The sequence below is a fragment of the Caballeronia sp. ATUFL_F1_KS4A genome, assembly GCF_023630905.1.
GTDB classification, from domain to species: domain Bacteria; phylum Pseudomonadota; class Gammaproteobacteria; order Burkholderiales; family Burkholderiaceae; genus Caballeronia; species Caballeronia zhejiangensis.
In genome coordinates, this window is sequence record NZ_JALQEB010000014.1 from 1 (window position 1) to 13,496 (window position 13,496).

Sequence of the window (13,496 nt, forward strand, 5' to 3'; positions counted from 1 at the left end):
CTATCGCCGATTCCGAAGAACCAGCCGCACTCGCCATCAAGCGCCCACACTTATCGGCTGTTAGTTTTTAAAGAGCACATCGCAAGACAAGCCTTACTTCAACTTCCGTCTTGCGTCGCTGCATCAGCAGCAGAGAAACGAGATTATGAAGAACGTTTCGGTTCGTGTCAACAAGAATTCGAAGTTTCTTTTTCCTGCCGATCCGCGCCCGGAGCCTTCTACAACCTACCCCCCAAGCACACCGCCGATACCGCCCTCTCCCGCTTCCTTCGCGTTCATCGAATCGCGAAGGAACGGAATTCTAGTGAGCGGAATCGAGGAGCGCAAGCGCTTTCTCACATGAACGTCACCGATGCTTGAAAACCGGCTTACGCTTTTCAACGAACGCCGCCATGCCTTCCTTCTGATCCTCCGTCGCGAACAGAGAATGGAACAGACGCCTCTCGAAATGAACACCTTCTGCGAGCGTTGTCTCGTAAGCGCGATTAACAGCCTCCTTGGCCATCATCACGGCGGGCAGCGAGAAGCCGGCGATGATCGTCGCCGCTTCGACGGCCTCGTCCAGAAGGCGATCCGCCCCGACGATGCGCGACACCAGCCCCGCCCGTTCGGCCTCGCTCGCGTCCATCATGCGCGCAGTCAGGCACATATCCATCGCCTTGGCTTTCGATACAGCGCGCGGCAAGCGCTGCGTGCCGCCCGCTCCCGGAATCACGCCGAGCTTGATCTCGGGCTGACCGAACTTGGCCGTGTCGGCGGCGATGACGATGTCGCACATCATCGCGAGTTCGCAACCTCCGCCGAGCGCAAAACCCGCGACCGCGGCAATGATCGGCTTGCGAATCGTGCGGATCGTTTCCCAGTTACGCGTGATGTAGTCGCCCTTGTAGACATCCATATAGGAGTAGCCGGCCATCATGCCGATGTCCGCACCCGCCGCGAACGCCTTTTCGCTGCCGGTCAGCACGATTGCGCCGATGTCTCCGTCGGCGTCAAATGCCTTGAGCGCGACGCCCAGTTCGTCCATCAGCGCGTCATTCAGCGCGTTCAGCGCTTTCGGACGATTCAGCGCAATCAGTCCGACCCGACCACGCGTCTCAACCAGCAGATTGTCGTAAGCCATTCGCTCCTCCTTGCGATCCTCAGGTAAGCCCTAATGAAAAGTCATTCGTCACTGCATCTCGATAATGCTACCATCACCAACCAACCGGTCGGTTAATTATTCGGCCTGGCACCTTTCCCTCGTTCTTCTCTTCTCGCGACCATGACACATCCGCTATTCACGAAGCACGAAGCGACGCTCGACAAAGCGCTCGCAGCCATCGAAACGCGCGGCTACTGGAGCCCGTTCGCCGAAATGCCGAGCCCCAAAGTGTACGGGGAAACGGCCAGCGCCGATGGAGAGGCAGCATTCAAAGCTCATCTCGGCAAGACTTTCGAACTCGATCAGCCTTCGACGGGCGAAACGGTCGGGAAGGAGCGTTCGCCGTTCGGCATCGCGCTGGACGTCCGCTATCCGAAGGCCGATCCCGACGCGCTGACTCAAGCTGCGGCCAAGGCGCAGTCCGCCTGGCGCGCCGCCGGCCCGCAGGCTTGGGTGGGCGTGAGCCTCGAAATCCTGTCGCGCCTGAACCGCGCCAGCTTCGAGATCGCGTACGGCGTGATGCACACGACCGGCCAGGCATTCATGATGGCATTCCAGGCCGGTGGCCCACACGCGCAAGACCGGGCGCTGGAAGCCGTCGTCTATGCGTGGGACCAGCTACGTCGCATCCCCGCCGAAGCGCACTGGGAAAAGCCGCAAGGCAAAAATCCGCCGCTCGCGATGCAAAAGCGCTTCTCCATCGTCCCGCGCGGCACGGGCCTTGTGCTCGGCTGCTGCACGTTTCCGACCTGGAACGGCTATCCCGGCATGTTCGCCGATCTCGCAACCGGCAACGCCGTCATCGTCAAGCCGCACCCTGGCGCGATCCTGCCGCTCGCGATCACCGTGCGAATCGCGCGTGAAGTGCTTCGTGAGGCCGGCTTCGATCCGAACGTCGTCACGCTCTTGGCCACCGAACCCAACGACGGCGCGTTGGTCCAGGAACTCGCCGTGCGTCCCGAAATCAAGCTCATCGATTTCACGGGAAGCACGCAAAACGGCACCTGGCTCGAGCGCAACGCGCATCAGGCGCAGGTCTACACCGAGAAGGCGGGCGTGAATCAGATCGTCATCGATTCCGTGGACGACATGAAGTCCGCCGCGCGCAACATCGCCTTCTCACTCGCCCTCTATTCCGGTCAGATGTGCACCGCGCCGCAGAACATCTACGTGCCGCGCAATGGCATCCGCACCGCCGAAGGCCAACTGAGCTTCGATGACGTCGCGAAAGCGCTCGCGGGCGCCGTCGAAAAACTCGCATCCGATCCGGCCCGCGCCGTCGAGCTCACGGGAGCGATTCAGAACGATGGCGTCGTGGAACGCGTCACCGAAGCGCGCAAGCTCGGCGACATGCTGCTCGACAGCCAATCTCTCACGCACCCTGCGTTTCCCGAAGCCCGCGTTCACACACCCCTCATGCTCAAGCTCGACGCGCGCACCGACGAAGCGAAATTCACCAAGGAATGGTTCGGCCCGATTTCGTTCGTCGTCGCGACCGACTCGACCGCGCAATCGCTCGAACTCGCCGGGTCGATCGCGCGCACGCACGGCGCCTTGACGTTCTCGGTCTACAGCACCGACGACAAGGTGATCGAAGCCGCGCACGAAGCAGCCATTGAAGGCGGTGTCGCGCTCTCGATCAACCTCACCGGCGGCGTCTTCGTCAATCAGACCGCGGCATTCTCCGACTTCCACGGCACGGGCGCGAACCCCGCGGCCAACGCAGCGCTTTCGGATGCAGCTTTCGTCGCAAATCGCTTCCGAGTAGTGCAAAGCCGCGTCCATGTTGCACCGAAGGCCGCGTCGGCGGAAGCTGGCCAGACGGCATAAGCCAATCGACACAAACGATCCAAAGGCCGGATCGCCGTGCAAACGGCTTATGCCATTCGGCCTAATGGAAAGCTCGCGGTCGCGCGGCTAGTATCGGCTGCAAGGAATGGCGGCGAGCACGCGCCGCCGCAGCCGGATTCGTCGAGAGAGGAAATGTAATGACAGAGAAGTCCGTGTTCTTTCACGTCGATGTCGAGACGCGCGTCGCGACGTTGACGCTCAATCGCCCCGACAAACTGAACAGCTTCACGCGCGAGATGCATCGCGAGTTGAACCAGGCGCTCACTGAAATAGAAGCGGGCAATGCGCGCGCGCTCGTCATCACCGGCGCGGGTCGCGGCTTCTGCGCGGGACAGGATCTCGCGGATCTGGATTTCACGCCTGGCTCGATGTCGGATCTGGGCGATCTCATCGACGAGCACTTCAATCCGCTCGTGCGCAGGCTTCAGGCTTTGCCGATGCCGGTCATCGCGGCAGTGAACGGCACGGCCGCTGGAGCCGGCGCGAATCTCGCGATGGCGTGCGACTTCGTCGTCGCGGCGCGCTCGGCCAGCTTCATTCAGGCATTCGTGAAGATCGGCCTCGTGCCCGATTCGGGCGGCACATGGCTGCTGTCGCGCCGCGTCGGTGAGGCGCGTGCGCTCGGGCTCGCGCTGACGGGCGAAAAACTCAGCGCCGAGAAGGCGGAGGCGTGGGGCATCGTGTGGCGCGTCGTCGACGATGCCGAGCTGCAGCAAGCGGCCGCGCACCTGGCCGCCCAACTCGCGCAGCAGCCGGCGCGCGCGGTCGTCGCGATCAAGAAAGCGATCCGCGCGAGCGCGAACAGGACTTTCGACCAGCAGCTCGATCTCGAACGCGATCTTCAGCGCGAGCTCGGTGCGTCGCCGGATTACATCGAAGGCGTCGCCGCGTTCAAGGAGAAGCGCGCACCGCGCTTCGAAGGTCTGTGAGAACCGAATCGAACTGGAGATATCTGTGACGCCACAACAACTCGCGGAAGCCACGGCGAAAGCCATGTACGAAGCGGACGCATGCTCGCGCGCGCTCGGCATCGAGCTGATCGAAGTCCGGCCCGGCTATGCGCGTCTGCAAATGGACGTGCGCCCCGACTTTCTGAACGGCCATGCGATTTGCCACGGCGGCCTGATGTTCACGCTGGCGGACTCCGCGTTCGCGTTCGCCTGCAACTCGTACAACATCAGCACGGTCGCGGCGGGCTGCTCGATCGAGTTTTTGCGGCCCGTGCAGGGCGGCGATCGCCTGACTGCCGAAGCGATCGAGCAAACGCTGAGCGGGCGCACGGGTATCTACGATATCCGCGTGACGAATCGCGAAGGCGAGCCGGTCGCGATGTTCCGCGGCAAGTCGGCTCAGATAAGAGGCAACGTAATTCCCGTGTGACGGACTCGTTCATATAACGGACGCGGCATCTAAAAGCCGCGCCGCGTAGTCAGCATCAAGGAGACAGCAATGACCACATCGCTGCCGCTCGATCCGATCGAGAAGGCGAGCCGCGACGAACTCGCGGCGCTGCAGCTCGAGCGTCTCAAATGGACGCTCAAGCATGCTTACGAGAACTCGCCGGTTTATCGGCGCAAGTTTGACGAAGCAGGCGTTCATCCGGATGACGTCACGTCGCTCTCGGATCTTGGCCGTTTTCCGTTTACGACCAAGAAGGATCTGCGCGACAACTATCCGTTCGGCATGTTCGCGGTTCCGCAGGAGCGGGTCTCGCGCATCCACGCGTCATCGGGGACGACGGGCAAGCCGACTGTCGTCGGCTACACGGCGCAGGATCTGGACAACTGGGCGAACCTCGTCGCACGCTCCATTCGGGCGGCCGGCGCACGTCGTGGCGACAAGGTGCACGTGAGTTACGGCTACGGCCTCTTCACCGGCGGACTCGGCGCGCACTACGGCGCCGAGCGCGCGGGACTCACCGTCATTCCGTTCGGCGGCGGCCAGACGGAGAAGCAGGTGCAACTGATCCAGGATTTTCGGCCGGACATCATCATGGTCACGCCGAGCTACATGCTGTCGATCGCCGATGAACTGGAGCGCCAGGGCATCGATCCGGCAAGTTGCTCGCTGCGCATCGGCATTTTCGGCGCGGAGCCGTGGACGAACGACATGCGCCGCGCGATCGAAACGCGCATGGGCATCGACGCCGTCGACATCTACGGACTCTCGGAAGTAATGGGGCCGGGCGTGGCATCGGAATGCGCGGAGACCAAGGACGGCCCGACGATCTGGGAAGATCACTTCTATCCCGAGATCATCGATCCGGAAACCGGCGAGGTGCTGCCCGACGGCGAATTCGGGGAACTCGTGTTCACGTCGCTCACGAAGGAAGCGCTGCCGATCATCCGCTATCGCACGCGCGATCTGACGCGCCTTCTGCCCGGCACCGCTCGCACGATGCGACGCATGGAGAAGATCACCGGCCGCTCCGACGACATGATGATCGTGCGCGGCGTCAATGTTTTCCCGACGCAGATCGAGGAGTTGCTGCTCAAGCGCCCGGTACTCGCGCCGCACTATCAGATCGTGCTCACCAAGGAAGGCCCGCTCGACGTACTCACGCTGAATGTCGAGCCTTGCCCCGAATCCGCGCCGGATGTGACCGCGCTCGAAAACGCGAAGTCCGCGCTCGCCTACGACATCAAGGCGCTGATCGGTGTGAGCGCCGTGGTGAACGTGCTCGCGGTGAACGGCATCGAACGATCCGTCGGCAAGGCGCGGCGCGTGATCGACCGGCGCAACGTCGCGTCGTGAAGCAAAAAGCTCGCGAGCCATGATGGCCGCGAGCTTTTTGTGAAGCTGCCGGGAAACCGGCGATATCAGGAATTGGGCAGCAACAGCCACATCCTGCCGCCCTGCTTCATGCGCCCGGCGAGATCGCCGGCATCGTCCCCCAGTCCCCAGAAATAGTCCGCGCGCACACCGCCTTTGATCGCCGAACCGGTGTCCTGCGCGAAAACGAGGCGATTCATCGGCTGATTGCTGAGCGGACGCGTGGTCTGCAGGAAAACGGGCGTGCCGAGCGGAATCGCCGACGGATCGACGGCAATCGAACGCTCCGGCGTCAACGGCACGCCGAGCGCGCCGACGGGACCGTCGCCGAGACTTGCGGACATCGTTTCGTTAGCGGGCATCTCGCGGAAAAAGACGAAGCGCGGGTTCACGTCGAGCAGTGCGTCGACGCGCGCCGGATTCGCCTTCGCCCATGCTTTGATGCCTTGCATCGTCGCCTGTGCGGGCGTGAGTTCTCCGCGATCGAGCAATTCCTTGCCGATCGAGCGATACGGCTGGTTGTTGGTGCCGCCGAAGCCGACGCGCATCACGCTGCCGTCTTCCATGACGACGCGCCCCGAACCCTGCACCTGCAGAAAGAACGCTTCGATCGGATCGTCGACCCACACGAGTTCGTTGCCGTTCAACGCGCCCGAACGTTCGAGCTGCGCGCGCGCGGGAAGCGCCGAACCGGGCTTGTATCGATACGGCCACCGGTACAACGCATACTGATAAATCCCGTGACGCGTGCGCGACCCGCGCAGAAGCGGCTCGTAGTAGCCGGTCACGAGACCGTCGAGCGTGCCGTCGGTGTTGGCGAGCTGAAATGGCGTGAAATAGGCTTCGAAGAAGCTGCGCGCCGCCGACATGTCGAGGTCGTCGAGCCGCTCGGCCGCCGCGCACGCCTTCTGCCAGTTGGCCTGTCGCGAGAGCCGGTTGCAGTTCTGGCGCAGCGCGGCGGTCGCGCCGATCAGCGAATCGTCCTGCCAGCCCGGCACCTGCTGCCAGCTCACCGCAGTCAGGCGCGAAGCGGCGCGCTGTCCGGTGATGATCGGCGTGCCGGTCGCCGTCGCAGGCCCCGGCTTCACGTAATTGCCGCCGCCGCACGAGGCGAGCAGGACAGCGGTTGCAATCGATGCGGCCCAGGCCGCTGCTCGTGCGGCCGGCCGCACGAAGCGCATACAATGCTCGTTCTTGATGGGAACCGCCATGTCTGATCTGTTCGACGAATATCCAATGCTTATTTTTGCGCTCGAGTCGCTCGTGGCGCTCGCCTTGCTGATCTTCATCGTCGTATGGACGGCATCGGGCAAGAAGAAGAGCCAGAACCGCTCGAACGATCCCGCGAAACGGCGCTGATTCGCGCCGCCTGCCGCTGTTTCGCTCAGTGGAGCGTGCGCGGCATATGCAACGCAAATTCCGCTACGGGCGCTTCGAAGCGCTCGCCGTCTTCGGCCACGCAGAAATACTCGCCGCGCATCGTGCCGACCGGCGTCGCGATCACCGCCCAGCTCGTGTATTCGAACTGCTCGCCCGGCGGCAACAGCGGCTGATGCCCGACGACGCCCAGCCCCTTCACTTCCTGAACGTGATCGTTGCTGTCGGTGATGATCCAGTGCCGCGAGATCAACTGCGCCGCCACCTGGCCGGTATTGCGGATCGTCAGCGTGTAGGCAAATGCGTACTGCCTGCTATCCGGGTCTGATTGGTCCGGCAAATACCGCGTCTCCACGGAAACGCTGAATTCGTACTGGCTCATCGTTGTTCCAATTCCAATTCGATCGGCCGCTTGGCCGCCAGACACGGGCGCGCCGGCGCGCGGCCATTGGTCTGGCATTCTGCTTGATGCGAGCGGCGCCCGCAACACGATTGGCGTCCCGCCGCCACATCCGCGCGCCATCCGTTGGCCATTCGGACGAGGGACTCCGCGGAAAACGCGGGTTAAAATCACGGCTTTAGGTCGCTACCCGCATACGTCCATGGCGCAATTCCACATCGCTCCCAGCATCCTGTCCGCCGACTTTTCCCGCCTCGGCGAGGAAGTCCGCAACGTCGTCGCCGCCGGCGCCGACTGGATCCACTTCGACGTCATGGACAACCACTACGTGCCGAACCTGACGATCGGTCCGATGGTGTGCGAGGCTATCCGCCCGCACGTGGACGTGCCCATCGACGTGCATCTGATGGTGCGCCCGGTCGACCGCATCGTGCCCGATTTCGCGAAGGCCGGCGCCAATGTGATCAGTTTTCATCCGGAAGGTTCGGATCACATCGACCGCACGCTGTCGCTGATCCGCGATCACGGCTGCAAGGCGGGCCTCGTTTTCAATCCCGCCACGCCGCTGATCTACCTCGATCACGTAATGGACAAGGTCGATCTCGTGCTCATCATGTCGGTGAATCCGGGTTTCGGCGGGCAGTCGTTCATTCCCGAGGCGCTCAACAAGGTGCGCGAGGCACGCGCGCGCATCGATGCGTATCGGGATCGCACGGGGCGCGAAATCCATCTGGAAGTCGATGGCGGCGTAAAGGTCGACAACATCGCGGAAATCGCGGCGGCCGGCGCGGATTCGTTCGTCGCGGGATCGGCCATTTTCGGCAAGCCCGACTACAAGGCGGTCATCGACGCAATGCGCGCCGAACTGGCGAAGGTGGAATCTGGAGCGAAAGCATGAGTGAGATCGCAGCGGCGCAATCGCCCTTTGTGAATCGTCCGATCCGCGCGGCGATCATCGACCTCGACGGCACCATGGTCGACACCGCCGACGACTTCGTCGCGGCACTGAATGCAATGCTTGCGCGCATCGCCATCGAACAGCCGGTCACGCGCGATGAAGTCACGGGCTATGTCGGCAAGGGTTCGGAGAATCTGATCCGCAGCGTGCTCGCCGTGCGGCTGTCGCCGTCGCAGGCGGTCGCGCAGTTCGACGACGCGCTCGCGATCTATCAAAGCGAATACGCGAAGGTCAACGGCAAGCACTCGACGCTATTCCCCGAAGTGAGGGAAGGCCTCGAAGCGATGCGTGAAAGCGGCGTCGCGCTCGCATGCGTGACCAACAAGCCGCATCGCTTCGCCGTGGAGTTGCTTGCGCACTTCGGCATCGCGGATTTCTTCAAGGTGATTCTCGGCGGCGACTCGCTGCCCGCGAAGAAACCCGATCCGCTCCCGATGCTCACCGCATGCGAACGACTGGACGTCTTGCCGCGCGAGACCGTGGCGGTCGGCGATTCGGAAAACGACGCGCTCGCGGGCCGCGCGGCCGGCCTCGCGACCTTGACCGTTCCGTACGGTTACAACCATGGGAAGCCTGTACAGTCGGTGAAATCCGATGGTATAGTTTCCTCGCTGCGCACCGCAGCATCGGCGATTGCCGCCACCTTGGCGCCGCCGGACACCACACTGACTGAATAAGTCCATCCATTCATGTTTCTCAACAGAAAACGGAGTCTGAGCAGCATCGACCGGGGAGCCTGGCCCTGGCGTCGCTGGTCGCGCTAACCTCGCCCGAGGTGCGCTGAAGCCGTCATGCGTGATCGCGCTTCAGCATCCGTTTTTTGTTTCGCTGCGCATACCCGCGCCGTTTCCGTTGAATCGTCGTATATCGAACCTCGCTCACGCACGCGTCGTGTAGTGCCGCGAGTCGTCCTGTCCGCTTCCGCAAATCGAAGCGGCGGGGCCGTCGTATGCGATCATCACGAGATTCGACCGACCGCAGCGCCCTGCACTCCCCGATACCGCGCCACCCAGAAAGCGCGCATCGCTCAAGGATCGCAACATGACCGAACTCGAATTCCAATCGCTGGCGAACGAAGGCTTCAATCGCATTCCGCTCATCGCCGAAGCCCTCGCCGACCTCGAAACGCCGCTTTCGCTCTATCTCAAGCTCGCGCAGACGGAGCGCAACGGCGCGAACTCGTTCCTGCTGGAGTCCGTCGTGGGCGGCGAGCGTTTCGGGCGCTACTCGTTCATCGGTCTGCCGGCCCGCACGACCGTGAGCGTGCGAAACGGCAAGACGCAAGTCGTGACCGATGGCAACGTCGTCGAAACGGATGAAGGCGATCCGCTCACGTTCATCGAGCAATATCAAAAGCGCTTCAAGGTCGCGACGCGGCCCGGCTTGCCGCGCTTTTGCGGCGGTCTCGCGGGCTACTTCGGTTACGACGCGGTGCGCTACATCGAGAAGAAGCTCGCGCACAGTGCGCCGCCCGACGATCTCGATCTTCCCGACATCCAGTTGCTGCTGACCGAAGAAGTCGCGGTCATCGACAACCTCGCGGGCAAGCTTTATCTCATCGTCTACGCCGATCCGACCAAGCCGGAAGCGTATGCCAAGGCGAAGCATCGGCTGCGCGAACTGAAGGCGCGTTTGCGCGTGACGGTTCAACCGCCGGTGACATCCGCGAGCGTGCGTACGGAAACGTTCCGCGAATTCAAGAAGGACGATTATCTGAACGCCGTGCGCCGCGCGAAGGAATACATCGCGGCCGGCGAACTGATGCAAGTGCAAGTCGGCCAGCGGCTCATCAAGCCGTTCCGCGACAATCCGCTTTCGCTGTATCGCGCGCTGCGTTCGCTGAATCCGTCGCCGTATATGTACTACTACAACTTCGGCGGCGAAGTGCACGTGGTCGGTGCATCGCCGGAAATTCTCGTGCGTCAGGAAAAGCGCGCCGACGATCGCATTGTGACGATTCGTCCGCTCGCAGGCACGCGCCCGCGCGGCAACACGCCCGAACGCGACGCCGAACTCGCCACCGAACTGCTTAACGATCCGAAGGAAGTCGCCGAGCACGTCATGCTGATCGACCTCGCGCGCAACGACGTCGGCCGCATCGCGCAGACCGGGTCGGTCACCGTGACGGACAAACTGGTCATCGAAAAATACTCGCACGTCCAGCACATCGTGAGCTCGGTCGAAGGCAAGCTCAAGGAAGGCATGAGCAATTTCGACGTGCTGCGCGCCACCTTCCCTGCCGGCACGCTGTCCGGCGCGCCGAAGGTTCGCGCGATGGAACTCATCGACGAACTCGAGCCGATCAAGCGCGGCTTGTACGGCGGCGCTGTCGGGTATCTGTCCTTCAGCGGCGAAATGGATCTGGCCATCGCGATCCGCACCGGCCTCATCCACAAGGGCAATCTCTATGTTCAGGCGGCAGCGGGCGTCGTCGCCGATTCGGTGCCCGAATCCGAATGGCAGGAAACGGAGAACAAGGCGCGCGCCGTGCTGCGCGCCGCCGAGCAAGTGCAAGACGGCCTCGACAGCGACTTCTGAGGAGACAAGACCATGCTGCTGATGATCGACAACTACGATTCCTTCACCTACAACCTGGTCCAGTACTTCGGCGAACTCGGCGAGGACGTGCTCACGTATCGCAACGACGAAATCACGCTCGACGAAATCGCGAAGCTCAACCCCGAGCGCATCTGTCTTTCGCCGGGACCGAGCAATCCGCAACACGCGGGCATCACGCTCGACGTGTTGCGTGAGTTTTCCGGCAAGCTGCCGATTCTCGGCGTGTGCCTCGGCCATCAGGCAATCGGCGAGGCGTTCGGCGGACGCGTCGTGCGCGCACAGACGATCATGCACGGCAAGGTGAGCCAGATCGAAACCGACTGTAAAGGCGTGTTCGCCGATCTTCCCAAACACTTCAACGTGACGCGCTATCACTCGCTCGCTATTGAGCGCGAGTCTTTGCCCGACTGTCTGGAAGTGTCCGCGTGGACGCCCGACGGTGAAATCATGGGTGTTCGTCACCGTGAGCTGGAAGTGGAAGGCGTGCAGTTCCATCCGGAATCGATTCTTTCCGAGCACGGCCACGCGCTGCTCGAAAACTTCGTGAAAAACTCTTCGACCGGAAAGCGAGCCTGACGACATGACCATCACCGCACAGGAAGCGCTGCAGCGCACGATCGAACATCGGGAAATCTTTCACGACGAAATGCTGCATCTGATGCGCCAGATCATGCGCGGCGAGATGTCGCCCGTCATGGCCGCCGCGATCATCACCGGCTTGCGCGTGAAGAAGGAAACCATCGGCGAAATCGCCGCTGCCGCGACCGTCATGCGCGAATTTGCGAATCACGTCGAAGTGGCGGACAACTCGAATTTCGTCGATATCGTCGGCACGGGCGGCGACGGCTCGCACACGTTCAATATCTCCACGGCGTCGATGTTCGTCGCGGCCGCGTCGGGCGCGAAGGTCGCGAAGCACGGCAACCGCGGCGTGTCGAGCAAATCCGGCAGTGCGGACGTGCTCGAAGCCCTCGGCGTGAACATCGATCTGACACCGGAACAAGTGGCCGCTTCCATTGCCGAAACCGGCATGGGCTTCATGTTTGCGCCGAATCATCATCCGGCGATGAAGAACATCGCGCCCGTACGCCGCGAACTCGGCGTGCGGACCATCTTCAATATCCTCGGGCCGCTGACGAATCCGGCCGGCGCGCCGAATCAGCTTCAGGGCGTGTTTCACGAAGACCTCGTCGGTATTCAGGTGCGCGTGATGCAGCGTCTCGGCGCGAAACACGTTCTCGTCGTGTACGGCAAGGACGGCATGGACGAGGTGTCGCTCGGCGCCGCGACGAAAGTCGGCGAGCTGAAAAACGGCGAAGTCACCGAGTACGAGATTCATCCGGAGGATTTCGGCCTGCAGATGGTGTCGAATCGTTCGCTGAAGGTGCAGGACGCGCAGGAATCGAAGGCAATGCTGCTAGGCGCGCTGAACAACAAGGCGGGCGTCGCGCGCGAGATCGTCACATTGAATGCGGGAACCGCGCTTTATGCCGCGGACGTCGTCGATTCGATCGAAGCCGGCATGGCCGCCGCGCGCGAAGCGATCGAGAGCGGCGCGGCGCGCGAGAAGGTCGAGACGCTCGTGAAGTTCACGCAGCAATTCGCAAAGAAATAACGGAACCCGAACGGAAGCCGACATGAGTGACATTCTGGATCGCATCATCGCGGTCAAGCGCGAGGAAGTCCGCGCTGCCGAACAAAGCGCGCCGCTCGAAGAGCTGAAACTCGAAGCCAGTTCGCGCGACCTGCGCGATTTCGTCGGCGCATTGCGCGCGAAGCATGCGGCGAATCAGGCGGCGGTGATCGCGGAAGTGAAGAAGGCGAGCCCGTCGAAAGGCGTGCTGCGAGAGGATTTCGTACCCGCCGACATCGCGCGTTCGTACGAAAAAGGCGGCGCCGCATGCCTTTCCGTGCTCACCGACGTGCAGTTCTTCAAGGGTAGCGTCGCGTATCTGGAGGAAGCGCGCGCGGCGTGCAGTCTGCCGGTGCTGCGCAAGGACTTCATCATCGATCCGTATCAGATCATCGAAGCCCGCGCGATGGGCGCGGACTGCATTCTGCTGATCGCCGCCGCGCTCGAACTCTCGCAGATGCAGGACCTCGAAGCCTACGCGCACTCGCTCGGGCTCGCGGTGCTGGTCGAAGTCCACGACGCCGACGAACTGCGCGACGCGCTCACGCTGAAGACGCCGCTCATCGGCATCAACAATCGCAATCTGCGCACGTTCGAAACGACGATCGAAACGACCATCGGCTTGCTGGAGCAGATTCCCGATGACCGCATCGTGGTAACGGAATCCGGCGTTCTGTCGCGCGTCGATGTCGACCGGCTGCGCGCGATGCGCGTGCATACGTTCCTCGTCGGCGAAGCGTTCATGCGCGCCGACGATCCGGGCGCCGAACTCGCGCGCATGTTCTTCTAAATCTCATCGACG

Annotated in this window: 15 protein-coding genes; 12 read left to right on the forward strand and 3 right to left on the reverse strand. The window is 62.6% G+C overall.

What is annotated here, in order from left to right; translation table 11 throughout:
- Nucleotides 1–360: hypothetical protein (locus NCS03_RS12205; RefSeq protein ID WP_250529218.1), on the forward strand; the 360-nt coding region annotated here is incomplete at its 5' end.
- Here NCS03_RS12205 and NCS03_RS12210 read toward each other — a convergent pair.
- On the reverse strand, nt 347–1,123 hold the full coding sequence (locus NCS03_RS12210) for an enoyl-CoA hydratase (RefSeq protein WP_250529219.1): 777 nt from the start codon (nt 1,121–1,123) through the stop codon (nt 347–349). The two genes, NCS03_RS12205 and NCS03_RS12210, sit on opposite strands and share 14 nt — an antisense overlap.
- Before the next feature lie 141 nt (nt 1,124–1,264).
- On the opposite strand from NCS03_RS12210, the gene paaN reads away from it, so the two are divergent.
- From paaN to paaK, 4 genes are all read left to right on the forward strand, one after another.
- Complete coding sequence (gene paaN / locus NCS03_RS12215) at nt 1,265–2,974, forward strand: phenylacetic acid degradation protein PaaN (RefSeq protein ID WP_175983113.1); 1,710 nt, start codon at nt 1,265–1,267, stop codon at nt 2,972–2,974.
- A gap of 158 nt (nt 2,975–3,132) precedes the next feature.
- Nucleotides 3,133–3,924 carry a 2-(1,2-epoxy-1,2-dihydrophenyl)acetyl-CoA isomerase PaaG gene (gene paaG, locus NCS03_RS12220; protein WP_250529220.1) on the forward strand — a complete coding sequence of 264 codons (792 nt, stop codon included), beginning with the start codon at nt 3,133–3,135 and terminating at the stop codon, nt 3,922–3,924.
- Nucleotides 3,925–3,988: 64 nt separating this feature from the next.
- A complete protein-coding gene (paaI, locus tag NCS03_RS12225; RefSeq protein WP_235366211.1) occupies nt 3,989–4,375 on the forward strand; it encodes a hydroxyphenylacetyl-CoA thioesterase PaaI in 387 nt (128 codons plus the stop codon).
- 69 nt (nt 4,376–4,444) lie between these two features.
- Nucleotides 4,445–5,749, forward strand: coding sequence for a phenylacetate--CoA ligase PaaK (paaK, locus tag NCS03_RS12230; RefSeq protein ID WP_008344438.1), 1,305 nt, complete (start codon nt 4,445–4,447; stop codon nt 5,747–5,749).
- Between the two features lie 65 nt (nt 5,750–5,814).
- On the opposite strand, the gene mltA is transcribed toward paaK, so the two are convergent.
- The gene (gene mltA / locus NCS03_RS12235) at nt 5,815–6,978 is read right to left on the reverse strand and encodes an MltA domain-containing protein (RefSeq protein WP_034473941.1); all 1,164 of its coding nucleotides are present in this window, start codon (nt 6,976–6,978) and stop codon (nt 5,815–5,817) included.
- Between mltA and NCS03_RS31340 the strand changes: the two genes are divergently transcribed.
- Complete coding sequence (locus tag NCS03_RS31340) at nt 6,977–7,126, forward strand: hypothetical protein (RefSeq protein WP_502801101.1); 150 nt, start codon at nt 6,977–6,979, stop codon at nt 7,124–7,126. The genes mltA and NCS03_RS31340 overlap by 2 nt on opposite strands.
- A gap of 25 nt (nt 7,127–7,151) precedes the next feature.
- Here NCS03_RS31340 and apaG read toward each other — a convergent pair whose 3' ends face one another.
- Entirely contained in the window at nt 7,152–7,526 is a 375-nt protein-coding gene (gene apaG, locus NCS03_RS12240; RefSeq protein ID WP_008344432.1) for a Co2+/Mg2+ efflux facilitator ApaG/CorD, read from the reverse strand.
- Nucleotides 7,527–7,746: 220 nt separating this feature from the next.
- On the opposite strand from apaG, the gene rpe reads away from it, so the two are divergent.
- The 6 genes from rpe to trpC all read left to right on the forward strand — a co-directional run bounded on the left by rpe (nt 7,747) and on the right by trpC (nt 13,484).
- Nucleotides 7,747–8,442, forward strand: a complete 696-nt coding sequence (gene rpe / locus NCS03_RS12245; protein ID WP_008344430.1) for a ribulose-phosphate 3-epimerase — start codon at nt 7,747–7,749, stop codon at nt 8,440–8,442.
- Nucleotides 8,439–9,179: a phosphoglycolate phosphatase gene (locus tag NCS03_RS12250; protein WP_008344428.1), complete on the forward strand. Its 741-nt coding sequence runs from the start codon at nt 8,439–8,441 to the stop codon at nt 9,177–9,179. Before rpe ends, NCS03_RS12250 begins: the two co-directional genes overlap by 4 nt.
- Before the next feature lie 364 nt (nt 9,180–9,543).
- Nucleotides 9,544–11,040, forward strand: coding sequence for an anthranilate synthase component I (gene trpE, locus NCS03_RS12255; protein ID WP_008344426.1), 1,497 nt, complete (start codon nt 9,544–9,546; stop codon nt 11,038–11,040).
- A gap of 12 nt (nt 11,041–11,052) precedes the next feature.
- Nucleotides 11,053–11,637 (forward strand): aminodeoxychorismate/anthranilate synthase component II, encoded by a 585-nt coding sequence (locus NCS03_RS12260; protein WP_034473938.1) that lies wholly within the window; start codon nt 11,053–11,055, stop codon nt 11,635–11,637.
- A gap of 4 nt (nt 11,638–11,641) precedes the next feature.
- The gene (gene trpD, locus NCS03_RS12265) at nt 11,642–12,676 is read left to right on the forward strand and encodes an anthranilate phosphoribosyltransferase (RefSeq protein WP_008344422.1); all 1,035 of its coding nucleotides are present in this window, start codon (nt 11,642–11,644) and stop codon (nt 12,674–12,676) included.
- A 22-nt stretch (nt 12,677–12,698) separates the two neighbouring features.
- Nucleotides 12,699–13,484: an indole-3-glycerol phosphate synthase TrpC gene (trpC, locus tag NCS03_RS12270; protein ID WP_008344421.1), complete on the forward strand. Its 786-nt coding sequence runs from the start codon at nt 12,699–12,701 to the stop codon at nt 13,482–13,484.
- Nucleotides 13,485–13,496 lie beyond the last annotated feature (12 nt).